Consider the following 25,561-nt stretch of genomic DNA (forward strand, 5'->3'; position numbering starts at 1 on the left):
AGACCGCCAACGGCGAGCACCCCCCACCATGAGGGTCGGCGGTCCGAAAATCATCCAGCCCCCGGAGCGCCCACCCCCGGAACCGCCCCCGGACCCACCCACCCTCCCGAAAGCCCCCCAAACCCCCCAGCCCCGCGCAGCGGCCTGCTTTCCAGTCCCACATTCCGGGAAAGAGAAGGTGAACGGGGCCCGGGACCCCCCGTTCAGGGAGGGCACGACCATGACCTCAGGTCAGGATCTGGAAACCGAGGAAACCGAGGAGACCGAGCAGGCCGCAGTACGGCCCGGCAGCTGGCAGCCCCTGGGCGCCCGCTTCCGGCCGGACCGGCCGGACCCAGGCGGCCCCGGCACCAACTTCGCCCTCTGGGCGGCCGGCGCCGAGGCCGTCGACCTGTGCCTGTTCGACGAGGACGGCCGCGAGCACCGCCACCGCCTCACCGAGCAGGACCTCCAGGTCTGGCACGCCTTCGTCCCCGGCGTCCGCCCCGGCACCCGCTACGGCTTCCGGGTGCACGGCCGCTGGGACCCGTGGACGGGCGCCCGCTGGAACCCCGCGAAGCTGCTGCTCGACCCGTACGCCCGCGCCGTCGACGGCTGCTACACCTCCCACGACGCCGCGTGCTCCGCCGTCCGCAACTGGCCGGAGGCCGACGTCGCCGACACCGTCCGGGACAACCGCGACTCCGCCCCGTACGTGCCCAGATCCGTGGTCGTCCACGACGACGACGACTGGTACGACGACCACCGCCCGAAGACCCCCTGGGCCGAGACGGTCCTCTACGAGCTCCACGTCCGCGGCTTCACCATGCGCCACCCCGACGTCCCCCCGCACCTGCGCGGCACCTACGCCGGCCTGGCCCACCCGGCCGCCCTCGCCCACCTCACCCGCCTCGGGGTGACGGCCGTCGAGCTGCTGCCGGTGCACCAGTACGTCAGCGAGGACCACCTCCAGGCCCGCGGCCTGGTCAACTACTGGGGCTACAACACGGTCGGCTACTTCGCCCCGCACGCCGGCTACTCCGCCTCGGGCTCCCGCGGCGGCCAGGTCGGCGAGTTCAAGCGGATGGTCCGCGCCCTGCACGCCGCCGGGATCGAGGTGATCCTGGACGTGGTGTTCAACCACACCGCCGAGGGCGCCGAGCTGGGGCCCGCACTCTCCCTGCGCGGCATCGACAACGCCGCCTACTACCGGCTGGCCCCGCACCGCCCGCGCGGCTACGCCGACTACACCGGCTGCGGCAACACCCTGGACACCCGCCGCCCGCAGGTGATCCGGCTGATCACCGACTCCTTGCGCTACTGGGTCTCCGAGATGGGCGTGGACGGCTTCCGCTTCGACCTCGCGGCCGCCCTGGCCCGGGCGAGCGACGGCGTCGACATGGAGCACCCCTTCCTCGCCGCGATCGCCCAGGACCCCCTGCTGAGCCGGGTGAAGCTGATCGCCGAGCCGTGGGACGTCGGCCCGGGCGGCTACCAGGTCGGCGGCTTCCCCCCGCTGTGGGCCGAGTGGAACGACCGCTACCGCGACACCGTACGGGACTTCTGGCGCGGCGCCCGCCCGGACGTGCGCGAGCTCGGCTACCGGCTGGCCGGCTCCTCGGACCTCTACCAGCGCGGCGGCCGCCGCCCGTACGCCTCCGTCAACTACGTGACGGCGCACGACGGTTTCACCCTGCGCGACCTGGTCTCCTACGACCGCAAGCACAACGAGGCCAACGGCGAGGCCAACCGGGACGGCACGGACGACAACCGCTCCTGGAACCACGGCACCGAGGGCGAGACCACCGACCCGGAGGTGAACGCCCTACGGCTGCGCCAACTGCGCAACCTGATGGCCACGTTGCTGCTCTCCACGGGCGTCCCGATGATCACCGCCGGGGACGAGCTGGGCCGCACCCAGGGCGGCAACAACAACGCCTACTGCCAGGACGGCGAGATCAGTTGGCTGGACTGGTCGCTGCTGGAACAGCCCGGCTGGCGGGGGCTGTGCGAACTGACCGCCCGGCTGGTCCGGCTGCGCCGGGCCCATCCGGTGCTGCGCCGAAGGGCGTTCTTCTCCGGCCGGGCCGCCACCCCCGGCGGGCAGCCGGACCTCGCCTGGTTCACCCCGCTGGGCAAGGAAATGACCGAGGCGGACTGGTTCGGCCCCACGGCCTGCCTCGGCATGCTGCTCTCCGGCGCCGCGCTGCCCGAACAGGACGACACCGGGCTCCCGTTGGCCGACGACAGCTTCCTGCTGCTGCTCAACGCCGGCCCCGAACCGGTGGTGTTCACGCTGCCCGGCGAGCCCTGGGCGGAGCCGGAGGCCGCCTACGAGACGGTGCTGGACACGGCCGCCGCGGGCACCGGCGAGGCCCGGCCGCGGGGCGCGACGGTGCTGGGCGGGCGCTCGCTGCAACTGCTGCGCGCCCCCGCCCGCGACGCCTAGGCCTCACGCCCGGCCCCGACCCCGACCCCAAACCCGCGCCCGGACCCCGCGCCCGGCCTCAGCCCCGGCCTCAGCTCCGGGCGTGCCCGATCTCGACGTTCTCCAGGACGCCGATCGCGTCCGGCACCAGCACCGCCGCCGAGTAGTAGGTGCTGACCAGGTAGGAGGCGATCGCCTTCTCGTCGATGCCCATGAAGCGGACGTTCAGGCCCGGTTCGACCTCGTCCGGGATGCCGACCTGGGTGAGGCCGACCACGCCCTGGTTGTCCTCGCCGACGCGCAGCGCGATGAAGGAGGTGGCCTGGCCGCCCAGCACCGGGATCTTGTCGCAGGTGAGGATCGGCACCCCGCGCCAGACCGGCCGCTGCTTGCCGAGGACGTCGACGGTGCCGGGGTTGATGCCGCGCTTGTTGCACTCCCGCTCGAAGGCGGCGATCGCCCTCCGGTGGGCGAACAGGTAGTCGGTGTCGCGGCGCATGGCGAGCAGCTCGTCCAGGTCGTCCGGGGTGGGCGCGCCCGAGTGAGTCTGGATCCGCTGGTCGAAGTCGGCGTTGTGGAGCAGGCCGAACTCCGGGTTGTTGATCATCTCGTGTTCCTGCCGCTCGCGCAGCGCCTCGATGGTCAGCCGCAGCTGTTCCTCGGTCTGGTTCATCGGCTTGCTGTAGAGGTCGGAGACCCGGGTGTGCACCTTGAGCACCGTCTGCGCCACGCTCAGCTCGTACTCGCGCGGCTCCAGCTCGTAGTCCACGAAGGCGCCGGGCAGCTCGTACTCGCCCTGGTGGCCGGCCGAGAGGTCGATCTCCGCCTCGCCGTGGGCGTTCTGCGCCTGGGCGGCGTCGGCGGCGAATCCCAGCAGCTGCTCGCGCAGCGGCGCGGAGCGGTCGACCAGCTCCTGCAGCCCGGCCGCGTTCAGCGCCATGGCGACACCGGCGGTGGCGGCCCGCACGGTGTACGGCCAGTTGCCGCCGGGCTCGGTGATCACCTCGTCGCCGACGTGGTCGCCGTCCGCGAGGGTGCCGAGCACGGTCTCCTCGCCGTACTTGCCGGTGCCGATCCGGTCGACCTTGCCGTGGGCGATCAGGAACACCTCCTCGATCGGCGTCCCCTCCCGCACCAGGACGTCACCCGGCGCGAAGTCCCGCTGCACGAAGCGGCGGGCCAGCTCGGCCAGCACCTCCTGGTCCTCGAACCCGCGCAGCGCCGGCACCTCGGCCAGCGAGGGCGCGATCACCGTCACCGTGGAACCGGCCTTGGCGAAGCCCACCCGGCCGCGCCCGGAGGCGTAGCTGAGGCGACGGTTGACCCGGTACGTACCCGCGCTGACCTGCACCCACGGCAGCACCTTGAGCAGCAGCCGGGAGGTGATCTCCTGCATCTGCGGCTTCGACTTGGTGGTCGTCGCCAGGTTGCGGGCGGCAGTGGTGCTGAGACTGAGCTGGGCCCTGACCTGGAGAGTTGTCGTTCCGGGGCCGGGGGTGGGCTCGGTGTCGACCGTCATGTCCACACACTCCTGTCACTCGCTTACCAATGAGCATCCGTCAGGAGATGTAATCGGCCGTTCGGCAGGCGCTCGCAAGAGGCGCACGGCGCACTCCTCCCTGCACGAACGGCTTTGCACGCCCCGCCCCGCGCCCTCGCCTCACCCGTTCGGGTGGCCGGTTCTCGGCGGCCGTCGCCGTCAGGGGCGAAAAACCGGATGAGAAATGACGGGCAATCCGCCTACCCTCACCGCGATGGCCGAGAACCGACAGGACTCCGAGCTCACGACCGCGCGACGCCGCTCCACGGTCCGCTCACTGCTGCGCCTGTGGCCCTACGCCCGGGCCGTCCGCGGCCGGCTGCTGGTCTCGGTGTCGGCCGCCACCCTCGCCATGCTGAGCACCCTGGCCGTCCCGGTGGTGCTCGGCCGGATCGTCGACGGCCCGCTCGCCGCGCACGACCTCGACGCCCTGTGGCCGCCGGTCGGCCTGCTGCTGCTCCTCGGCTTGGTCGAGGCCGCCCTGTTCTACACCCGCCGGGTGGTGCTGTCCCGCCCGCTGGGCCGGCTGGAGGCGGCCATGCGCGCCGACCTCTACGCCCGGCTCCAGCGGCTGCCGGTCTCCTTCCACGACCGCTGGGGCTCCGGCCAGATGCTCTCCCGGGCCACCACCGACATGAACGCCATGCGGATCTTCCTGGCCTTCCCGCTGGTGTTCCTGGTCGTCAACTCGGTGACCCTGCTGGCCGGCGCGGTGCTGATGTTCGCCCAGGACTGGCGGCTCGCCCTGATCCTCCTGCTGCCCGCCGCGCCGCTGCTGGTGCTCACCCGGCGCTTCGTGTCCGAGTTCTCGGTCACCGCCCGGCTCGCCCAGGACCAGAACGGCGACCTCGCCACCGTGGTCGAGGAGTCGGTGCTCGGCATCCGCGTCCTCAAGTCCTTCGGCCGGCACCGCTCGATGGCCGAGCACTTCCGCGCCCAGTCCCACCGGTTGCGCCGCACCGAACTGAGCAAGGCGCACCAGCTCGCCAAGCTGTGGGCGGTCATCGTCGGCCTGCCGGAGATCGCCCTGGGCTGCGCCCTGGCCGTCGGCGCCTACCTGGTCGCCCACGACGAGCTGAGCGCCGGCACCCTGGTCGCCTTCCTCTCCACCGCGCTCGCGCTGCGCTGGCCGGTCGAGTCGCTCGGCTGGCTGCTCGCCTACGCCAACGAGGCCGCCACCGCCACCGACCGGTTCTTCGAGGTCATCGACGAGCCCGAGCCCGCCGACCCGGCCGCTACGACCACCACGACCACCGCAGACGCCACGACCGCCGCAACCGCCACCTCCGGGGCCCCGGGCACCCCGGACGGCATCCGCTTCACCGGCGTCCGCTTCCGCTACCCCGACGCCCCGGACGACACCCCCGACCTGCTGGCCGGCATCGACCTGCACGTCCGCAGCGGCGAGACGATGGCCCTGGTCGGCGCCACCGGCAGCGGCAAGACCACGCTCACCGCCCTGCTCCCCCGGCTGTACGAGGCCACCGGCGGCCGGATCACCCTGGACGGCCGGGACATCGCCGAGCTGCCCCGGCAGGAGCTGCGCGAACTCGTCGCGGTCGCCTTCGAGGAGCCCACCCTGTTCTCCGCCACCGTCCGGGAGAACGTCCTGATGGGCGCCCCCGGCGCGGACGACCGACAGCTGGCCGCCGCCCTGGCCACCGCCCAGGCCGGCTTCGTCGAGAGGCTCCCGGACGGCGTGGAGACCGAGGTCGGCGAGCAGGGCCTGAGCCTGTCCGGCGGCCAGCGCCAGCGCCTCGCGCTGGCCCGCGCCGTGGTCGGCGACCCGCCCTTCCTGGTGCTGGACGACCCGCTCTCCGCGCTCGACGTGCACACCGAGGCCCTGGTCGAACGGGCGCTGCGCGAGGTGCTCGGCTCCACCACCGCCCTGGTGGTCGCCCACCGCCCCAGCACGGTGCTGCTCGCCGACCGGGTCGCGGTGCTCGCGGACGGCCGGATCGAGGCCGTCGGCACCCACCAGGAGCTGCTCCGGGACTGCCCCCACTACCGCGAACTGATGTCGGGCGAGGCCGCCCCGGCACCCGAGCGCCCCTTCGTCCTCGAGGAGGGCTCCGCCCGATGACCACCACCGTCGACCCCACTGGGCCCGCCGCGGCCGAGCCGGCCGACCAGGCCGGCCCGGCCGAGGAGGAGCTGCCCGCGCCCCCGGCGGACGAGGAGGACATCCCCGTCCCGCCCGGCGCGCCCCGGGCGCTGCTGCGCTCGCTGCTCGGCCCGCACCGGGCCCGGATCGCCGTCGCCATGGTGGTGATCCTGGTCCAGCAGGCCGCCCTGCAGTCCGGCCCGCTGCTGGTCGCGGTGGCAATGGACCGCGGCATCCCGGCGCTGCGCGAGCACGACTCCGGCCCGCTGGTCGCGGTGGTGGCCGGCTACCTCTGCTGCGCCCTGCTCAGCCCGCTGCTGCAGTGGGTGTTCATCAAGATCAGCGCCCGGGTGAACCAGGACGTCCTGCTGGACCTGCGCGGCCGGATCTTCCGGCACGCCCAGCGGCTCAGCCTGGACTTCCACGAGCGCTACACCTCGGGCCGGATCATCTCCCGGGCCACCAGCGACATCGACGCGCTGCGCGAACTGCTCTCCGAGGGCCTCCAGGAGCTGCTGACGGTCTTCCTGTCGGTCTGCTACATCTCGGTGCTGCTGGTGGTGCTGGACTGGCGGCTGGGCCTGGCCTCGCTGACGGCCTTCCTGCCGCTGGCCCTGATCGCCCACTCCTTCCGCACCCGCTCGCGCCGGGTCTACCGCCGCTCGCGGACGGCCGCCGCCTCGATGATCGTGCGCTTCACCGAGACCATGAACGGCATCCGCCCGGTGCAGGCCTTCCGCCGCGAGAAGGCCAACGACGCCGCCTTCGGGGTGGTCAACCGGCAGGCCTCTGCGGCCAACGCGGAGGGCTTCCTGGAGCTCGCCCGGTACGTCGGCCTCTCCCGCGCCACCGCCAACATCTGGTTCACCGGCAGCGTGCTGATGGGCGCCTACCTGGTCGCCGACGACGCCCTGGAACTGGGCGTGCTGACCGCCTTCGCGCTCTACCTCCGCCGCCTGTTCGACCCGCTCGACCAGCTGGCGATGTTCCTGAACAGCTACCAGTCCGCCGCCGCGGCGCTGGAGAAGATCGCCGGCCTGCTCGCCCACGAGCCGACCGTCGTCGAGCCGGCCGAGCCGAGGAAACTGCCGAGCGGGCGAGTCACAGTCAAGGGCCGCGAGGTCTCCTTCGAGCGGACGCGCTTCGCGTACCGCACCGGCAAGGAGGTGCTGCCGCCCTTCGACCTGCTGATCCCGGCCGGGCAGACGGTCGCGGTGGTCGGTGCGACCGGTGCCGGCAAGTCGACGGTCGCCAAGCTGCTGGCCCGCTTCTACGACCCGACGGACGGCCGGATCCGGCTGGACGGCGTGGACCTGCGCGACCTCGCCACCCCGGAGCTGCGGCGCGGGGTGGTGATGGTGACCCAGGAGTCCTTCCTGTTCTCCGGCACCGTCGCCGAGAACATCGCGATCGGCCGCCCCGACGCCACCCGCGCCGAGGTCGAGCAGGCCGCCCGGGAGATCGGCGCGTACGGGTTCATCGCCTCGCTCCCGGACGGCTTCGACACCGACGTGCGCAAGCGCGGCGGCCGGATCTCCGCCGGGCAGCGCCAGTTGGTCGCCTTCGCCCGCGCCCTGCTGGCCGACCCGGCCGTGCTGATCCTGGACGAGGCGACCAGTTCCCTGGATGTACCGGGCGAGCAGGCGGTGCAGCGGGCGATGCGCACGGTGCTGGCCGGCCGCACGGCGGTGATCATCGCGCACCGGCTCTCCACGGTGGAGATCGCCGACCGGGTGCTGGTGATGGACCAGGGGCGGATCGTCGAGGACGGCACACCGCGGCAGCTGATCGAGGGGGCGGGCCGTTTCGCCACCCTGCATCGTGCCTGGCGGGACAGCCTGGTGTAAGAAAGGCCCTGGCCGCAGGGCCCACAGTTGTGCCCGTCCGGGTGCGCCGTCACGCACCCGGGCGGGCCGCTCCGTGTCCGGGCCGGCGTCAGTTCACGGTCACCACGTAGTCGGTGTGCCAGTCGGGCGACGGGCAGTCCTCCTCCGCGGCCACCACGTCCAGCGTGCCGCCCGGCAGCACCTGCCCGGCGACCGTCGAGGTATCGATCACCACGGCCGGGTCGATGTAGACCGCGTCGTGGTAGCGCGGCCCGGTCGGGTAGTGGCAGCTCAGCGTGCGCGGCCCGGTGGCGGTGCAGCCGTACGGGGGCGTGCCGGTCAGCGTGGTGTGCTCGGGCACGGTGATCGCCAGGTCGATCGGGTGCCGCGAGTACGAGGGGCCCGCGTTGTACACCCACAGCGGCAGGTTGATGGTCGCCCCGGGCGCGCCGGTGAGGTCGCCCGGCTGCGGGACGGGGTGCCCGGCCTGCCAGGCGGAGGAGGCGCCGACCATGAAGTGGGCCTTGGTGTCGGCGGTGGTGAGGCTGTACGCGGTGGTGTGGCCGGACTGGTCCGGGTCACCCGGGTAGTAGGCCTGGACGTCGCCGCTGATGGTGATGAACGGGTCGGTGACCGGCGCGACGTACAGCGCCAGCCGCTCGACCGAGGCCGCCCCCGGCGCCAGCCGGGCCGGGACCTTGTAGGAGCTGCCGGTGCCGAAGTAGGTCAGGGTGACGGCCGGGTCGGCCGACTGCACCACGCCCGGCGCGGGGAAGTGCACCACCACCAGGGTGTCGTCGGTGGTGGCGGCCGGGCCCCGGTTGGTGACCTTCACCTCCAGGGTCCCGGTCTCGCCCGGGACCACCGGGTGCTGCGGCGGGCAGACCTCCAGGGACAGCTGCGCGGTCGCCGGTGGCGCCGCGAGGGGGGCGGTGGCGGCCTGGGCCGGCCCCGCCACGAGGAGCACGGAGAGCGCGGCCAGGGCGGTCGCGCGCAAGGTTCGCATCATGACCATCACGCTCCCCCCGCCCGCCACGCAGGGCAAGCGGGCGGCTGCCGTCCGTAGCAACGGGGGCGGCAGCCACCCGCCAGGGGCCTCAGCGCAGCAGCCCGGCGTCCATCCCCGTCGACTCGGCCGGGAGGGCGACCAGCCCCAGTTCGGCCGGCGAGGCCAGCCGGGGGTGCGCGGGCAGCACCCGCACGGTGTAGCCGAACGGGCCGGTGCGGCCGAGCTCCAGCGAGCCCTCGTAGCGGGTGCGGCCGTCCAGGTCGGGCCCGCCGACCGGTTTGAGGGCGAGCACCTCGGCGTCCGAGATGCCGTCAGTCTCGTCGACCCGGCCGGAGACCACCTGCACCTCGACGTCGCCCGGTTCCAGCGCGCCGAGCGCGACCTGCACCCGCAGCGCCAGCGAGCTGCCCAGCTCCTGGGCCTCGGCCGGGCAGTCCGCCTCGACGTGCTCGACCCGCACGCCCGGCCAGCCCTCCCGGACCTTGGCCTTCCAGCCGGCCAGCTCCCGGGCGCAGGCGTGGTCCCGGACCGCCAGCTCGCGCTGGGCCAGCGCCGCCGGGGTGTACAGCCGCTCGACGTACTCGCGCACCATCCGCCCGGCCAGCACCTTGGGGCCGAGGGTGACCAGGGTGTGCCGGACCATGGCGATCCAGCGGTGCGGCAGCCCGTCCGAGCCCCGGTCGTAGAACCGGCCGGCGACCTGCTCCTCGATCAGGTCGTACAGCGCGGCGGCCTCGATGTCGTCGCGCCGCTCGGCCTCGCTGCTCTCCGGGTCGAGCACCCCGGCGCCCTCGTCGGCGGTGGGGATCGCCCAGCCGTTCTGGCCGTCGTACCACTCGTCCCACCAGCCGTCCAGGACGGACAGGTTGAGGCAGCCGTTGAGCGCGGCCTTCATCCCGGAGGTGCCGCAGGCCTCCAGCGGGCGCAGCGGGTTGTTCAGCCAGACGTCGCAGCCCGGGTAGAGGTGCTGGGCCATCGCCATGTCGTAGTCCGGCAGGAAGACGATCCGGTGGCGCACCGTCGGGTCGTCGGCGAAGGCGACCATCTGCTGGATCAGCCGCTTGCCCCCGTCGTCGGCCGGGTGGGCCTTGCCGGCGACCACGATCTGCACCGGCCGGGTGGGGTGCAGCAGCAGGGCGCGCAGCCGGGCCGGGTCGCGCAGCATCAGGGTGAGCCGCTTGTACGAGGGCACCCGGCGGGCGAAGCCGATGGTGAGCACGTCGGGGTCGAGCACCGAGGAGACCCAGCCGAGTTCGGCCTCGCCGGCCCCGCGCTGGCGCCAGGAGGCGCGCAGCCGGCGGCGGGCCTCCTCCACCAGCTGGGCGCGCAGGCTGCGGCGCAGGTCCCAGATCTCGGTGTTGCCGATCCGCTCCAGACCGGTCCAGCGCTGGGTGTCGCCGGTGGTCATCGCCTCCTCGGCGCGTTCGGCGCCGATCTCGGCGGCGCCCAGGCGGACCACGGCCGGGTCGATCCAGGTGGCGGCGTGCACCCCGTTGGTGACCGAGGTGATCGGCACCTCGGCGGAGTCGAAGCCGGGCCAGAGGCCGTTGAACATCGAGCGGCTGACCTCGCCGTGCAGGGTGGAGACCCCGTTGGCGCGCTGGGCGAGCCGCAGGCCCATGGCGGCCATGTTGAAGAGCTTCGGGTCCCCGCCGGCCCAGGTCTCGGCGCCGAGGGCGAGCACCGGCTCGACCGGGACGCCGGGCAGCGCGGCGTCGCCGTCGAAGTGACGGGCGACCAGCTCGCGGTCGAAGCGGTCGATGCCGGCCGGAACGGGCGTGTGGGTGGTGAACAGGGTGCCGGCCCGGACGGACTCCAGGGCGGCGGCGAAGTCCAGCCCGGCCCCGGTGGCGACCAGTTCGCGGATCCGCTCGACGCCGAGGAAGCCGGCGTGGCCCTCGTTGGTGTGGAAGACCTCGGGGGCGGGGTGCCCGGTGAGCCGGCAGTAGGCGCGCACGGCCCGGACGCCGCCGATGCCGAGCAGCATCTCCTGGAGCAGCCGGTGCTCGCTGCCGCCGCCGTAGAGCCGGTCGGTGACGTCCCGCTCGGCGGGCGAGTTGGCCTCGATGTCGGAGTCGAGCAGCAGCAGCGGGACCCGCCCGACCTGGGCCTTCCAGATGTGCGCGGCCAGGGTGCGGCCGCCGGGCAGGGCGAGGTCGACCCGGCAGGGGGTGCCGTCGGCCTCCCGGAACAGGCTGACGGCCAGTTCGTCCGGGTCCAGCAGGGGGTAGCGCTCCTGCTGCCAGCCGCTCCGGTCGAGGGACTGCCGGAAGTAGCCGTGCCGGTAGAACAGCCCGACGCCGATGATCGGGACGCCGAGGTCGCTGGCGGCCTTGAGGTGGTCGCCGGCCAGGATGCCGAGACCGCCGGAGTACTGGGGCAGCGCGGCGGCGATGCCGTACTCGGGCGAGAAGTAGGCGATGGCGGTGGGCGGCGGGGTGGCTGCGCCGTCCTGTTGGGCCTGGTACCAGCGCGGGCCGGTGAGGTACTCGCGCAGGTCGTCGGCGAGGTCGCCGAGTCTGCGCAGGAAGCGCCGGTCGGCGGCGAGCGCGGCCAGCCGGGCGGCCGGGACCTCCCCGAGCAGCCGCACCGGGTCCTCGCCGGTCGCGGCCCAGACCTCCGGGTCCACGGACCGGAAGAGGTCCCTGGTCTCGGGGTGCCAGGACCAGCGCAGGTTGAGGGCCAGCTCGTGCAGCGGCTGGAGTTGTTCGGGCAGGACGGTGCGGACGGTGAATCTGCGGATTGCCTTCACAGCGGTGAAGCGTAGCCGCGACGCTCGGTCCGACTACGGGTCAAGTGGACTATTGGGCATCCGTTCGGCCTATTGATGAGATCGCATTCGGCGCACTGGTCTGCACGGGGGGCGCGCGAGGCGCACATTTCCGGGCGTCGCGCTACCAATGCGTGAACTCTGCGGAACAGATCCATTTCCGGCCGCTCCCCGGCCCCGGACAAAACCCGAAACTACTGTCGTACCGCTGCGAAAACCGCGTCGCCGATGCGAGGATGGCCGAAGGTCGTTGATGCCTCGGGGACAACGACGACGGGTGGCGTCCCCCGTGGAACAGCACGTCCGAATCCTTTTCGCGTTGATCGTTCCCCTTCTCCCTTAGCCCGTTCGGCGCTCACCGCGCACCGGCGCGTGTCCTCGCGCACGGTCGGCTCGTTCACGGGTCGACCGGCCCGCCCGGGGGCGTGCCCGCGGAGGCGTGCGCCGGAACGCGCACCGGTTCCGGGGCGCCCCGCCACCGGTTCGGCGGGCGCCGGGCAGGTTGCCGGGGACAGCGGCGCGGGCAGGCTCCGGTCGCACGTCCACCCCACCCAGCAGTCCTCCCGGTACTCCCCCCGGCCCACCCCCGGCCCGCGGGAGCTGCCGCTGATCTCGGGCAGGAGTTTGGCATGCACGGTGACACGCGGGACCAGTCCACACCGGTGGCCGACAGCGTCGACGCAGCGGTCGCGGAATCCGCCGGGCGGATGGATTCTGACACTCGGACAGACCCGGCGATGCCGTCGCCCCGGGTGTCCGGGGCGGTCCGTACCGAATCCTCCGCAGCACAGGCTCCCGCGGCACAGCCCTCCGCACCGGCCCCACACCCCGGGGCCGAGGAGGGCCCGGCGGCGGCACCGCGCAGGCGCGCCACCACCACGCGCCGCAGCACCGCCGCCGCGGGGGCCGGCGCCGCGGCCGCCTCGCCGGAGCCCTCGGGAGCCGCCGCGAAGACGCCCGCGCGCACGGCCCCCGCCCGCAAGACCGCCGCCCGCAAGACCGCCACCAAGCCCTCCGCCCGCAAGACGACAGAGAGCGACACCGTGATCGGCCGCATCCCCGTCCTGGACGTCAGCCCCCAGATCGACGCCGGCCGCCGCCCGGCCAAGGCCGTCGTCGGCGAGACCTTCCTGGTCACCGCGACCGTCTTCCGCGAGGGCCACGACGCCGTCAACGCCAACGTGGTGCTGCGCGACCCGCGCGGCCGCAGCGGCCCGTGGACGCCGATGCGCGAGCTGGCCGAGGGCACCGACCGCTGGGGGGCGCACGTCACCCCGACCGCGCCCGGCCGCTGGTCGTACCTGGTGGAGGCGTGGAGCGACCCGGTCGCCACCTGGCGCAGGACCGCCGCCGTGAAGCTGCCGGCCGGGATCGACACCGCGCTGGTCCTGGAGGAGGGCGCCCGGCTGCTGGAGCAGGCCGCCGCCGGGGTGCCGAAGAAGGAGGGCCGGGCGCACGTGCTGGCCGCCGTGGACGCGCTGCGCGACCCGGGGCTGCCGCCGCTGTCCCGGCTGGCCGCCGCGCTCGCCCCCGAGGTGCTGGAGCTGCTGGCCCGCTACCCGCTGCGGGAGCTGCTCAGCGCCTCCCGTCCGCTGCCGCTCCAGGTGGACCGCGAGCGCGCGCTGTTCGGCTCCTGGTACGAGTTCTTCCCGCGCTCGGAGGGCGCGGTGGTGGACCCGAACGGGGTGGAGCCGCCGCGGTCGGGCACCCTGCGCACCGCCGCCGAGCGGCTGCCGGCGATCGCCGCGATGGACTTCGACGTGGTCTACCTGCCGCCCGTCCACCCGATCGGACGAGCCTTCCGCAAGGGCCCGGACAACACCCTGACGGCCGGTCCGCACGACGTCGGCTCGCCGTGGGCGATCGGCTCGCCGGAGGGCGGCCACGACGCCGTCCACCCGGACCTCGGCACCATCGAGGACTTCGACCACTTCGTCGCCGAGGCCAGGGCGCTGCACCTGGAGGTGGCGCTGGACTTCGCCCTCCAGTGCTCCCCGGACCACCCGTGGGTGAACAAGCATCCGGAATGGTTCAGCCATCGCGCCGACGGCACCATCGCGTACGCCGAGAACCCGCCGAAGAAGTACCAGGACATCTACCCGGTCAACTTCGATCAGGACATGGACGGAATCGTCAAGGAAACCGTCCGGATCCTCCGGTTCTGGATGTCGCACGGCGTCCGGATCTTCCGGGTCGACAACCCCCACACCAAACCGGTGGTGTTCTGGGACAAGGTGCTCGGCGACATCGCCCGCACCGACCCGGACGTGGTGTTCCTGGCGGAGGCGTTCACCCGCCCCGCGATGATGCACACCCTGGCGAAGATCGGTTTCCACCAGTCGTACACGTACTTCACCTGGCGCAACACCAAGCGCGAACTCACCGAGTACCTCACCGAACTCACCGGGGACGCGGCCGCCTACATGCGCCCCAACTTCTTCGCCAACACCCCGGACATCCTGCACGCCTACCTCCAGCACGGCGGCCGCGCCGCCTTCGCGATCCGCGCCGTGCTCGCCGCCACCCTCTCCCCCAGCTACGGCGTCTACGCCGGCTACGAGCTGTTCGAGAACGAGCCGGCCCACCCCGGCTCCGAGGAGTACCTGCACTCGGAGAAGTACGAGCTGCGCCCCCGCGACTGGAACCGCACCGACACCCTCGCCCCGCTGCTCACCGTGCTGAACCGGCTGCGCCGGCGCCACCCCGCCCTGCAGCAGCTGCGCGACCTGCGCTTCCACCCGACCGACAACGAGCAGGTGCTCGCCTACTCCAAGACCGCGACCACCCCCGACGGCCTGACCGACCGGGTCATCACGGTGGTCAACCTCGACCCGCACCACGTCCAGGAGGCCACCGTCACGCTCGACGGCGACGGGCCCCACGCGGTGCACGACGAGCTCACCGGCGCCGCCTACACCTGGGGCCGGCACAACTACGTCCGGCTCGATCCCTCAGCCGAGCCGGCTCACCTCCTCACGGTTCGGAGGAACCCAGCGTGACAGTGAACGAGCCCGTCCCCGACACCTTCCCGGAGACCTCGAAGAAGAACCTGGACCCGGAATGGTTCAAACGTGCGGTCTTCTACGAGGTGCTGGTGCGGTCCTTCCAGGACAGCAACGGCGACGGGGTCGGGGACCTCAAGGGGCTCACGGCCAAGCTCGACTACCTGCAGTGGCTCGGCGTCGACTGCCTCTGGCTCCCGCCGTTCTTCGCCTCGCCGCTGCGCGACGGCGGGTACGACGTCGCCGACTACAAGTCGGTGCTGCCGGAGTTCGGCGACCTCGCCGACTTCATGGAGTTCACCGACGCCGCGCACGCCCGCGGCATGCGCGTGATCATCGACTTCGTGATGAACCACACCAGCGACCAGCACCCGTGGTTCCAGGCCTCCCGGGCGGACCCCGACGGGCCGTACGGCGACTTCTACATGTGGGCCGACGACGACAAGCAGTACCCGGACGCCCGGATCATCTTCGTCGACACCGAGACCTCCAACTGGACCTACGACCCGGTGCGCAAGCAGTACTACTGGCACCGGTTCTTCTCCCACCAGCCGGACCTCAACTACGACAACCCCCGCGTCCAGGACGAGATGATCGCCGGGCTGCGGTTCTGGCTCGACCTCGGCATCGACGGCTTCCGGCTGGACGCGGTGCCGTACCTGTTCGCCCGCGAGGGCACCAACTGCGAGAACCTCCCGGAGACCCACGAGTTCCTCCGGCGGGTCCGCAAGGAGATCGACGCCGACTACCCGGACACCGTGCTGCTCGCCGAGGCCAACCAGTGGCCGGAGGACGTGGTCGACTACTTCGGCGACTTCACGGCCGGCGGCGACGAGTGCCACATGGCGTTCCACTTCCCGGTGATGCCGCGGATCTTCATGGCCGTGCGCCGGGAGTCCCGGTACCCGGTGTCGGAGATCCTGGCCAAGACCCCGGCGATCCCGGGCGGCTGCCAGTGGGGCATCTTCCTGCGCAACCACGACGAGCTGACCCTGGAGATGGTCACCGACGAGGAGCGCGACTACATGTACGCGGAGTACGCCAAGGACCCGCGGATGCGCGCCAACGTGGGCATCCGCCGCCGGCTCGCCCCGCTGCTGGAGAACGACCGCAACCAGATCGAGCTGTTCACCGCCCTGCTGCTCTCCCTGCCCGGCTCGCCGGTGCTCTACTACGGGGACGAGATCGGCATGGGCGACAACATCTGGCTGGGCGACCGGGACGGCGTGCGCACGCCGATGCAGTGGACCCCGGACCGCAACGCGGGTTTCTCCTCCGCCGACCCGGGCAGGCTCAGTCTGCCGCCCATCATGGACCCGGTGTACGGCTACCAGGTGACCAACGTCGAAGCGCAGCAGAGCAGTTCGAGTTCACTGCTGCACTGGACGCGTCGCATGATCGAGATCCGCAAGCTCAACCCGGCGTTCGGCCTGGGCACCTACACCGAACTGCCGTCCAGCAACCCCGCCGTGCTGGCCTTCGTGCGCGAGTACGAGGGGGACCTGGTCATGTGCGTGAACAACTTCTCGCGGTTCGCGCAACCGACCGAGCTGGACCTTCGGCAGTACGGCGGGCGGTACCCGGTCGAGCTGATCGGCGGAGTGCGCTTCCCGTCGATCGGCGAGTGGCCCTACCTGCTCACGCTGGCCGGGCACGGCTTCTACTGGTTCCAACTCCGGCAGCCCCCGCGCACGAGCGGAACCGGGCGGTCGAAGTAACGATCCGCCGAGCCCTGCCACCAGCGGCCCGCACGGCACCACCAGACCCTCCGGGGGCGCGAGTTGACCCCCGCGCCCCCGGAGTTCTCTGCACCACCGCGTACGGAGAACAGCCCAACGGCCACCCACACGAAGGCGTGACACCCGAGCCGTGCTCGCGTGCCGCGACCGCCGCGCCGCCGAAATCCGGAAGACTGACGGACCCCGGCCACGACCCGTCGGGCCGTCCGCGTGCTTCCGGGGAAAGGGAGTCATGTCCGAAACCTCCCGTTCGCAAGCCCATGTGCAGCACGACGCCCCGGCCGGCTCCGCCGCGCACCCGGGCGCGCGGGGCACCGGGGTCCGGAGAACGGCCCTGGGCGTCAGCGAGCTCGTCCAGGCGGCCCTGCCGCTGATCGCCGACTGGCTCCCCACCCAGCGCTGGTACGCCGGGAAGGGACGCCCCATCACCGGGCTCGTGCCGGTGGTCGGCACCCCGCTGCAGGTCGGCGACCCGGCCCTGCTGCACCTGCTGCTGCGGGTCGAACACGCCACCACGGCCGGCCTCCCGCACGGCGACACCTACCAACTGCTGCTCGGCGTCCGCTCCCAGGGGCCCGCCGGCATCGAACCCGGCGCCGTGCTCGGCCGGCTCACCCAGGGCCCGTACGACGGCGCCGCCCTCTACGACGCCGTGCACGACCCCGAACTCACCGGACGCCTGCTGGAACACCTGGCCACCGGCGACCGGTTCGGCTCGCTGTCCTTCCGCCGCACCCCCGGCTCCGGACTGCCCGCCAACCTCCCCGGCCGCGCCTCCACCGCCGAACAGTCCAACAGCTCGGTCATCTACGGCACCTCGTACATCCTCAAACTGTTCCGGCGCATCCACCCCGGCACCAACCCCGACCTGGAGCTCTCCCTCGCCCTCTCCCGGGCCGGCTCCACCCGCATCCCCCGGGTCGCCGCCTGGTTCGAGAGCCGGATGGAACGCGCCGAACCCGCCACCCTCGGACTGCTCCAGCGCTACCTGCCGGACGCCGAGGACGGCTGGGAACTCGCCCTCGACCAGGTCGGCCGGCTCAAGGGCGACCGCTCCCCCGGCAACTTCGCCATCGAGGCGCACCGGCTCGGCCGGGCCACCGCCGAGGTGCACCGGGTGCTCGCCCGCTCCATGCCCGTCGCCCGGCTCGACCGCACCCAGACCGGCCGGCTCGCCACCGCGATGGCCGACCGGCTGGACAGCGCCGTCGCCGCCGTCCCCGGCCTGCTGCGCTTCCGCGCCGCCCTGCGCGCCGCCTTCCAGCAGCTCGCCGACGCCCACCCGGACGGCCTGCCGGTCCAGCGCATCCACGGCGACCTCCACCTCGGCCAGGCCATGCGCACCCCGCACGGCTGGGTGCTGCTGGACTTCGAGGGCGAGCCCGCCAAATCCGTCAGCGAGCGCCGCGAACCCCAGCCCGCCCTGCGCGACGTCGCCGCGATGCTGCGCTCCTTCGACTACGCGGCCGCCCACCTGCTGGCCGGCGGCCCGGTCGACCCCGAGCTGGCCCACCTCGCCGCCGCCTGGGCCCAGCGCAACCGCACCGCCTTCTGCGCCGGCTACACCGCCGGGGGCGGCGCCGACCCGGCCGCCTCGCCGGAGCTGATGCGGGCGCTGGAGATCGACAAGGCGGTGTACGAGGTGGTGTACGAGGCCCGGCACCGGCCCAGCTGGCTGCCGATCCCGCTCGCCGCGATCAACCGGCTCGCCCTGTCCGTCTGACCCGCGCTCCCGCCCCGCCCGCCCGCCACGAGTTCGCCCATCCCCGCCGCTGGAGGACCACACCGTGACGCCGCTCGACCCGACCGGCCGCCCCACCCGCCCCGTTCCGGCCACCTTCCTGGCCGGGGCCGCCGAACCCGGGGCCGCCGACCGCGGGGGCTCCGAACGCGGGGCCGCCGACCACGGGAGCTCCGAACGCGAGAGCTCCGAACGCGTGAGCTCCGAACGCGGTGGCTCAGCACCCGGGGCCGCCGCCCCGGCCGGTCCCCCCGCGGACGCCCCGGCCGGCGCCCTGCGCCTGCCCGACGCCCCGCTGCCGCCGGCCGAGGTGGACCGGCTGGTGAACGGGCAGCACCACGACCCGCACGCCCTGCTCGGCGCCCACCCGGTGCACGGCGGGACGGCGATCCGGGTGCTGCGCCCGTTCGCCGAGCGGGTGGTGGTGGAGACCGCCCACGGCCCCGCCGAACTCACCCACCAGCAGGGCGGGCTGTTCACCGGCCTGCTGGCGGGCGGCGAACTCCCGGACTACACCCTGTTGGTGACCTACCCCGACGGCGAACCGCTGCGCCAGCACGACGGCTACCGCACTGCGCCCACCCTCGGCGAGCTCGACCTGCACCTGATCTCCGAGGGCCGGCACGAACAGCTCTGGCAGGCGCTCGGCTCGCACGTGCGCACCGTCGACGGCGTGGCCGGCACCGCCTTCGCGGTCTGGGCGCCCAACGCCGTCGGAGTGCGGCTGATCGGCGACTTCAACCACTGGAACGGCACCGGCCACCCGATGCGCTCGCTGGGCTCCTCCGGCATCTGGGAGCTGTTCGTCCCCGGCCTCGCCGAGGGCGCCACCTACAAGTACGAGATCCACACCCGGCAGGGCTGGGTCCTCGACAAGGCCGACCCGCTCGCCCGGGCCGCCCAGTGCCCGCCCGGCACCGCCTCGGTGGTCACCTCCTCCGCCTACCGGTGGCAGGACGACGACTGGATGGCCCGCCGGGCCCGCACCGCGCACCACCGGGCGCCGATGTCGGTGTACGAGCTGCACCTGGCCTCCTGGCGGCCCGACCTCACCACCTACCGCGAGATCGCCGAGGAACTGCCGCGCTACCTCAAGGAGTTGAACTTCACCCACGTGGAGTTCATGCCGGTGATGGAGCACCCCTTCGGCGGCTCCTGGGGGTACCAGGTCTCCGGCTACTACGCCCCCACCGCCCGGCTCGGCTCCCCGGACGACTTCCGGCACCTGGTCGACACCCTGCACCGGCACGGCATCGGCGTGATCGTCGACTGGGTGCCCGCGCACTTCCCCAAGGACGACTTCGCCCTCGCCCGCTTCGACGGCGAGCCGCTGTACGAGCCCGCCGACCCGCAGCGCGCCGAGCACCCCGACTGGGGGACGCTGGAGTTCGACTACGGCCGCACCGAGGTCCGCAACTTCCTGGTCGCCAACGCCGTGTACTGGTGCGAGGAGTTCCACATCGACGGCCTGCGGGTCGACGCGGTCGCCTCGATGCTCTACCTCGACTACTCCCGCGAGGGCGGCGCCTGGACGCCCAACCAGTACGGCGGCCGGGAGAACCTGGACGCGGCAGCCTTCCTCCAGGAGATGAACGCCACCGTCTACCGGCGCTGCCCCGGCGTGATCACCATCGCCGAGGAGTCCACCGCCTGGGACGGCGTCACCCGGCCCACCGACGCCGGCGGCCTCGGCTTCGGGCTCAAGTGGAACATGGGCTGGATGCACGACTCGCTGGTCTACATGTCCAAGGAACCGGTGCACCGCAAGTACCACCACAACGAGATCACCTTCTCGATGGTGTACGCCTACTCCGAGAACTACGTCCTGCCGATCTCCCACGACGAGGTCGTCCACGGCAAGCAGGCCCTGGTCTCCAAGATGCCCGGCGACTGGTGGCAGCAGCGCGCCAACCACCGCGCCTACCTGGGCTTCATGTGGTCCCACCCCGGCAAGCAACTACTCTTCATGGGGCAGGAGTTCGCCCAGGGCGCGGAGTGGGACCACGAGCAGGGCCCGCAGTGGTGGGTGCTCGACGAGCAGTGGCCCGCCCACCGGGACCACCAGGGCGTGCGCCGCCTCGTCCGCGACCTCAACCGGACCTACCGCGACACCCCCGCCCTCTGGGAGCTGGACACCACCCCGGACGGCTTCCGCTGGCTGGACGGCGGCGCCGCCGAGGACAACCTGCTCTCCTTCGTCCGCTTCGCCGCCGACGGCACCCCGCTGGTCGCCGTCTGCAACTTCTCCCCGGTCGTCCGGCACGGCCACCGGGTCGGCCTGCCCGCCCTGGACGGCCGCGAGCAGCTCTGGGAGGAGCTGCTGAACACCGACGCCGAGGCCTACGGCGGCAGCGGCACCGGCAACTCCCGCCCGATCAAGGCCGATCCGGTCGAGTGGAACGGCCAGCCCCGCTCCGCCGAACTGGTCCTGCCCCCGCTCGCCACCCTCTGGCTCCGGCCCGCCTGACCCCGTAGGCTCCCCGCCTGGCAGTGATCGTCGGCAGGCGGGGGGCTTGCTCGTGTACGTGGTCCTGGCACTGGGCTATCTGCTGCCGCCGCTGGTCTGCTGGGCGTTCCTGGTCCGCACCCGGGCCGTCGGAGCGGCCGTCCTCGCCGTCCTCGCCGCGCCGGCCCTCGCGCTGGTCGGCCTGGAGCAGGAGTGGTACTTCACCCGCGCCACCGCCGAGATCGAGGCCGGGTACCCGCTCGCGGCCGGCCTGGTGGTGCTGGCGGGCGCACTGGTCGAGCGGCGCCTGCGCGGCCCCCGACCGGAGCGGCAGTTCTACCACCCGGTCGCCGGAGCGGCCGTCGCGCTCACCGTCCACGCCCTGGTCGGAGCGGCCGTCGCCGTCGCCTACCCGCTGTTCGCCCACGACGCCTTCCTGCCGAGCGCCGCGGAGGTGCCCGTCCCCGCCGGCCTGACCGTCACCCGCACCGACGGGGGCTACTGCGGCTCCGACTTCTGCGCCCGCACCCTCACCATCGGCAGCACCACCGGCCTGCCCGCCGCCGAGCTGGAGGCCCGGATGCGCGCCGCCCTCACCGCCGACGGCTGGACCGCGGGCCGCGACGGCGCCCTGCTCCGCCCGCACGGCTGGCTGCTGGACCGACGCCTGTCCACCGTCTACCTCAACGGCCGGGAACTGGACCTGTCCGGCTCCGAAGCCGCCAACGCCGCGCGCTGACCGCTGGTAACCGCCCCAGTGGGCGTCACCGGGGAGCCGTGACCGGGAACCCGAGCTCCTCGGCGGCCCGGCCGAGCTCGCGGTCGTAGGTGACGAAGTCGGTGAGTTCGGCGCGGAAGGGCTCCGCGCTGGCCAGGTGCAGCGCGTCCAGCGAGCCCAGCCGCGGGGTGCGGTAGGCGAGCGCCCTGGCCAGCACCGCGCTGCTGAGGTCGACCCGGTAGGCCCCCCGGAGCGCCTGGTCCACGTGGTACGGGACCAGCTGGTGCGACAGGCCCGCGCGGAGCAGCGTGCGGGTGATCTCCAGCCGGGCCAGTTCGCCGGTGATCAGCTCGGTGCCGTCGGGAAGCGCCTCCCGCCAGGCGCGCAGCGCGGCCGTCTCCGGCTCCGGCTTGATGAACTTCAGCAGTGCGCAGGAGTCCAGGTAGATCAACGGTCGCGCTCCCGGTTCCGGTCCTCGATCAGCAGGTCCGACAGGCTGCCGACGTCCGGCAGCAGGTCGAGGGCGAGCTCGGGCATGCCCTGGTCGGTGGGCGGAGTGACCTCGCCGGCCGCGACCAGGCGTTCGAGGGTCGACTCCGGGGCCGTCTCCGGCACCATTCGCAGCACGGGCCGCCCGCGGTCGGTCACGACGATCGTCGCACCGGCCCGGACCCGCGCGACCGCCTTCGACGGGTTCTGGTTCAGCTCACGCAGTCCCATGGTCTCCATACCAGCCAATGTAACTACATGACGTAGGTACATCAAGGGCAGGCAGTGCCGCAAGTCCCCGGTCCGGGCCCTTGGTCCCTTGCCCTTCCCCCCTGCCTCTGCTCGCGGACAGGCGTTCGTGGTGCGAAGGTATGGTCGAGATGACCACCTTCCGAGACGACGGGACGGAGACATCCGCGTGGCGCGCAGCGTGTACGTGACCGGGATCGACCGGGGGGACGGCCGGCAGGCCGTCGAACTCGGGGTCATGGAACTGCTCACCCGCCAGGTGGACCGGGTCGGGGTGTTCCGTCCGCTGGTGCACGCGGCCGCGCCCGGCGAACCCGGCTCCGACCACGTCGTCGAGCTGCTGCGCGGGCGGTACCGGATCGACCTGCCGGGCACGGAGCTGTACGGGCTCGGCTACGAGGAGGCCGCCGCGCTGCAGGCCGCCCGGGGGCAGGACGAGCTGGTCTCCGCGCTGGTCGACCGCTTCCGCGCGCTGGAGCGGCGCTGCCAGGCGGTACTGGTGCTCGGCACCGACTTCGCCGACACCAACATCCCGGACGAGCTGGCCTTCAACGCCCGGCTCGCCAACGAGTTCGGCGCCGCCGTGCTGCCGGTGGTCGGCGGCCAGGGCAAGGACCCGGAGGCCGTGATCGCCGAGGTGCTGGGCGCCCACCGGGCGTACACCGACCTCGGCTGCGAGACCCTGGCGATGATCGCCAACCGGACCTCCCCCGGGGCCAAGCAGCGGATCCAGCGCGCGCTCACCGAGCGGCTGCCGATCCCGGCCTACGTGATCCCGGAGGAGCCGGCCCTGGCCGCGCCGACGGTCGCCCAGCTGGTGGAGGCGACCGGCGCCGAGGTGCTGCTCGGCGACGCGGCCGGCCTGGCCCGGGACGTCCGCGGCTTCGTCTTCGGCGGCGCCATGCTGCCCACCTTCCTGGACGCGCTGACCGAGGGCGCCCTGGTCGTCACCCCCGGGGACCGCGCCGACCTGGTGATCGGCTCGCTGGCCGCGCACGCGGCGGGCGCCCCGCCGATCGCCGGCGTGCTGCTGACCCTCGGCCAGCACCCCGGCCCGAACGTGATGGCGCTGGCCGCCCGGCTCGCCCCCGGCACCCCCGTCGCGGTCGTCCCGGAGGGCAGCTGGCCCACCGCCGCCACCCTGACCCATCTGGAGGGCAAGCTCACCACGGCCAGCCCCCGGAAGGCCGAGATCGCCCTCGGACTCTTCGAACTGCACGTGGACACCGTCGAGTTGACCAACCGGATCGAGGTCGGCCGGTCCGAGCGGGTGACCCCGATGATGTTCGAGCACGAGCTGCTGGAGCGCGCCCGGGCCGGCCGCCGGCACGTGGTGCTGCCCGAGGGCACCGAGGAGCGGGTGCTGCGGGCGGCCGAGATCCTGCTGCGCCGCAACATCTGCGACCTCACGCTGCTCGGCGAGGTCGACGCGGTGCGCCGCAAGGCCGCGAGCCTGGGCATCGTCCTCCCGCAGGACGACCCGGGCGCCGACCGTGCCCAGGTCCGGATCGTCGACCCGAGCACCAGCCCGCTGCGCCGCCAGTTCGCCGAGCTGTACGCCCGGCTGCGCGCCCACAAGGGGATGACCGTCGAGCTGGCCCTGGACGTGGTCACCGACGTCTCCTACTTCGGCACCCTGATGGTCCAGGAGGGCATCGCCGACGGCATGGTCTCCGGCGCGGTGCACTCCACCGCGGCGACCATCCGCCCCGCCTTCGAGGTGATCAAGACCTCGCCGGGCGCGTCCATCGTGTCGAGCGTCTTCTTCATGTGCCTGGCCGACAGGGTGCTGGTGTACGGCGACTGCGCGGTCAACCCGGACCCGGACGCCCAGCAGCTGGCCGACATCGCGATCCAGTCGGCCGCCACCGCCGCCCAGTTCGGGGTGGAGCCGCGGGTCGCGATGCTCTCGTACTCGACCGGCACCTCCGGCTCGGGCGCGGACGTCGACAAGGTCCGCAAGGCCACCGAGCTGGTCCGCGCGCTGCGGCCGGACATCCTGGTGGAGGGCCCGATCCAGTACGACGCGGCGGTGGACGAGCACGTCGCGGCCACCAAGCTGCCGGGCTCGCCGGTGGCCGGGCGGGCGACCGTGCTGATCTTCCCGGACCTCAACACCGGCAACAACACCTACAAGGCCGTCCAGCGCTCGGCCGGCGCGGTCGCGGTCGGCCCGGTGCTGCAGGGGCTGCGCAAGCCCGTCAACGACCTCTCCCGCGGCGCGCTGGTCGAGGACATCGTCAACACCGTGGCGATCACCGCCATCCAGGCCCAGGACGACAAGGAGCCGCAGGCATGACCGGAGGGACGCGCGTCCTCGTTCTCAACGCCGGCTCCTCGTCGGTGAAGTACCAGCTGATCGACATGCTGGACGGCTCCCGGCCGGCCTCCGGGCTGGTGGAGCGGATCGGCGAGGCGGGCGGGCGGCTGGTGCACACCCCGCGGTCCGGCGAGCGGCGCGAGCTGGTGCAGGCCTTCCCGGACCACTCGGCCGCGTTGAAGGCCGTCGCCGAGGAGCTGGCCGCCGACGGCCTCGGGCTGGACTCCCCCGAGCTGGCCGCGATCGGCCACCGGGTGGTGCACGGCGGCAAGCGGTTCACCGAGCCGACGGTGATCACCGACGAGGTGCTCCGGGAGATCCGCCGGCTGATCCCGGTCGCGCCGCTGCACAACCCGGCGAACATCACCGGCATCGAGGTGGCCCGGGCGCTGCGGCCGGACCTGCCGCAGGTGGCGGTGTTCGACACCGCCTTCCACGCCTCGATGCCCGAGTACTCGGCGCGCTACGCGATCGACAAGGCCGTCGCCGACGAGCACCGGGTGCGCCGCTACGGCTTCCACGGCACCTCGCACCAGTACGTCTCGCGGGCCACCGCCCGGCTGCTCGGCAAGGACCCGGCCGAGGTCAACGTGATCGTGCTGCACCTGGGCAACGGCGCCTCCGCCTCGGCGGTCAGCGGCGGCCGCTGCGTGGACACCTCGATGGGCCTCACCCCGCTGGAGGGCCTGGTCATGGGCACCCGTTCGGGTGACATCGACGCGGGCGTGGTGTTCCACCTGCACCGGGTCGGCGGCCTGTCCGTCGACCAGATCGACGACCTGCTCAACCGCCGCAGCGGGCTGCGCGGCCTGTGCGGCGAGAACGACATGCGGGAGATCATGCGCCGCGCCGACGAGGGGGACGCGGACGCCAGGCTCGCCTTCGACGCGTACGTCCACCGGCTGCGCAAGTACATCGGCGGCTACTACGCGGTGCTCGGCCGGGTGGACGCGATCGCGTTCACCGCGGGGGTCGGGGAGAACGCGGCGCCGGTGCGCGCGGCGGCCACCGCGGGACTGGAGGAGCTGGGCATCGCCGTGGACCCGGAGCTGAACTCGGTGCGCTCGGGCGACGCCCGGATCATCTCGCCCGAGTTCTCCCGGGTGGCGGTCGCGGTGGTGCCGACCGACGAGGAGCTGGAGATCGCCCGGCAGGCCTTCGCCCTGGTGCACCACGAGGGCGAGCTGTCCGAGGACTGACA

General features: G+C 73.1%; 15 protein-coding genes. 10 read left to right on the forward strand and 5 right to left on the reverse strand.

Annotated features, from left to right (window positions below; genetic code table 11):
• Nucleotides 1–220 precede the first annotated feature (220 nt).
• Nucleotides 221–2,428 (forward strand): glycogen debranching protein GlgX, encoded by a 2,208-nt coding sequence (gene glgX, locus AB0F71_RS35230; RefSeq protein WP_360243683.1) that lies wholly within the window; start codon nucleotides 221–223, stop codon nucleotides 2,426–2,428.
• A 70-nt stretch (nucleotides 2,429–2,498) separates the two neighbouring features.
• Here glgX and AB0F71_RS35235 read toward each other — a convergent pair whose 3' ends face one another.
• Entirely contained in the window at nucleotides 2,499–3,926 is a 1,428-nt protein-coding gene (locus AB0F71_RS35235) for a family 2B encapsulin nanocompartment shell protein (protein WP_360243685.1), read from the reverse strand.
• 235 nt (nucleotides 3,927–4,161) lie between these two features.
• Here AB0F71_RS35235 and AB0F71_RS35240 point away from each other — a divergent pair, with 235 nt between their 5' ends.
• Both AB0F71_RS35240 and AB0F71_RS35245 read left to right on the forward strand, forming a co-directional pair.
• A complete protein-coding gene (locus AB0F71_RS35240; protein ID WP_360243687.1) occupies nucleotides 4,162–6,030 on the forward strand; it encodes an ABC transporter ATP-binding protein in 1,869 nt (622 codons plus the stop codon).
• Nucleotides 6,027–7,898 carry an ABC transporter ATP-binding protein gene (locus tag AB0F71_RS35245; RefSeq protein ID WP_360243689.1) on the forward strand — a complete coding sequence of 624 codons (1,872 nt, stop codon included), beginning with the start codon at nucleotides 6,027–6,029 and terminating at the stop codon, nucleotides 7,896–7,898. The genes AB0F71_RS35240 and AB0F71_RS35245 overlap by 4 nt, the downstream gene beginning before the upstream one ends.
• A gap of 88 nt (nucleotides 7,899–7,986) precedes the next feature.
• Here the strand turns inward: AB0F71_RS35245 and AB0F71_RS35250 are convergent, their stop codons facing one another.
• Both AB0F71_RS35250 and glgP read right to left on the reverse strand, forming a co-directional pair.
• Complete coding sequence (locus tag AB0F71_RS35250; protein WP_360243692.1) at nucleotides 7,987–8,886, reverse strand: hypothetical protein; 900 nt, start codon at nucleotides 8,884–8,886, stop codon at nucleotides 7,987–7,989.
• Between the two features lie 88 nt (nucleotides 8,887–8,974).
• Nucleotides 8,975–11,638 (reverse strand): alpha-glucan family phosphorylase, encoded by a 2,664-nt coding sequence (glgP, locus tag AB0F71_RS35255; RefSeq protein WP_360243695.1) that lies wholly within the window; start codon nucleotides 11,636–11,638, stop codon nucleotides 8,975–8,977.
• A gap of 1,061 nt (nucleotides 11,639–12,699) precedes the next feature.
• Here glgP and AB0F71_RS35260 point away from each other — a divergent pair.
• The 5 genes from AB0F71_RS35260 to AB0F71_RS35280 all read left to right on the forward strand — a co-directional run bounded on the left by AB0F71_RS35260 (nucleotide 12,700) and on the right by AB0F71_RS35280 (nucleotide 21,323).
• Nucleotides 12,700–14,655 (forward strand): alpha-1,4-glucan--maltose-1-phosphate maltosyltransferase, encoded by a 1,956-nt coding sequence (locus tag AB0F71_RS35260; RefSeq protein ID WP_360243767.1) that lies wholly within the window; start codon nucleotides 12,700–12,702, stop codon nucleotides 14,653–14,655.
• Nucleotides 14,652–16,376 carry a maltose alpha-D-glucosyltransferase gene (gene treS / locus AB0F71_RS35265; RefSeq protein WP_360243698.1) on the forward strand — a complete coding sequence of 575 codons (1,725 nt, stop codon included), beginning with the start codon at nucleotides 14,652–14,654 and terminating at the stop codon, nucleotides 16,374–16,376. Before AB0F71_RS35260 ends, treS begins: the two co-directional genes overlap by 4 nt.
• A 253-nt stretch (nucleotides 16,377–16,629) precedes the next feature.
• A complete protein-coding gene (locus AB0F71_RS35270) occupies nucleotides 16,630–18,120 on the forward strand; it encodes a phosphotransferase (RefSeq protein WP_360243701.1) in 1,491 nt (496 codons plus the stop codon).
• A 64-nt stretch (nucleotides 18,121–18,184) separates the two neighbouring features.
• The gene (glgB, locus tag AB0F71_RS35275) at nucleotides 18,185–20,605 is read left to right on the forward strand and encodes a 1,4-alpha-glucan branching protein GlgB (RefSeq protein ID WP_360243704.1); all 2,421 of its coding nucleotides are present in this window, start codon (nucleotides 18,185–18,187) and stop codon (nucleotides 20,603–20,605) included.
• Nucleotides 20,606–20,651: 46 nt separating this feature from the next.
• Nucleotides 20,652–21,323, forward strand: coding sequence for a hypothetical protein (locus AB0F71_RS35280; RefSeq protein ID WP_360243707.1), 672 nt, complete (start codon nucleotides 20,652–20,654; stop codon nucleotides 21,321–21,323).
• A gap of 25 nt (nucleotides 21,324–21,348) precedes the next feature.
• On the opposite strand, the gene AB0F71_RS35285 is transcribed toward AB0F71_RS35280, so the two are convergent.
• Nucleotides 21,349–21,753 carry a type II toxin-antitoxin system VapC family toxin gene (locus tag AB0F71_RS35285; protein ID WP_360243710.1) on the reverse strand — a complete coding sequence of 135 codons (405 nt, stop codon included), beginning with the start codon at nucleotides 21,751–21,753 and terminating at the stop codon, nucleotides 21,349–21,351.
• On the reverse strand, nucleotides 21,750–22,031 hold the full coding sequence (locus AB0F71_RS35290) for a type II toxin-antitoxin system prevent-host-death family antitoxin (RefSeq protein WP_360243713.1): 282 nt from the start codon (nucleotides 22,029–22,031) through the stop codon (nucleotides 21,750–21,752). The genes AB0F71_RS35285 and AB0F71_RS35290 overlap by 4 nt, the downstream gene beginning before the upstream one ends.
• Before the next feature lie 178 nt (nucleotides 22,032–22,209).
• On the opposite strand from AB0F71_RS35290, the gene pta reads away from it, so the two are divergent.
• Nucleotides 22,210–24,339: a phosphate acetyltransferase gene (gene pta, locus AB0F71_RS35295; protein ID WP_360243716.1), complete on the forward strand. Its 2,130-nt coding sequence runs from the start codon at nucleotides 22,210–22,212 to the stop codon at nucleotides 24,337–24,339.
• A complete protein-coding gene (locus AB0F71_RS35300) occupies nucleotides 24,336–25,559 on the forward strand; it encodes an acetate kinase (protein WP_360243719.1) in 1,224 nt (407 codons plus the stop codon). The genes pta and AB0F71_RS35300 overlap by 4 nt, the downstream gene beginning before the upstream one ends.
• The last annotated feature ends 2 nt before the right edge of the window (nucleotides 25,560–25,561 follow it).

It is taken from the genome of Kitasatospora sp. NPDC028055 (assembly GCF_040637885.1).
Lineage (GTDB): Bacteria > Actinomycetota > Actinomycetes > Streptomycetales > Streptomycetaceae > Kitasatospora.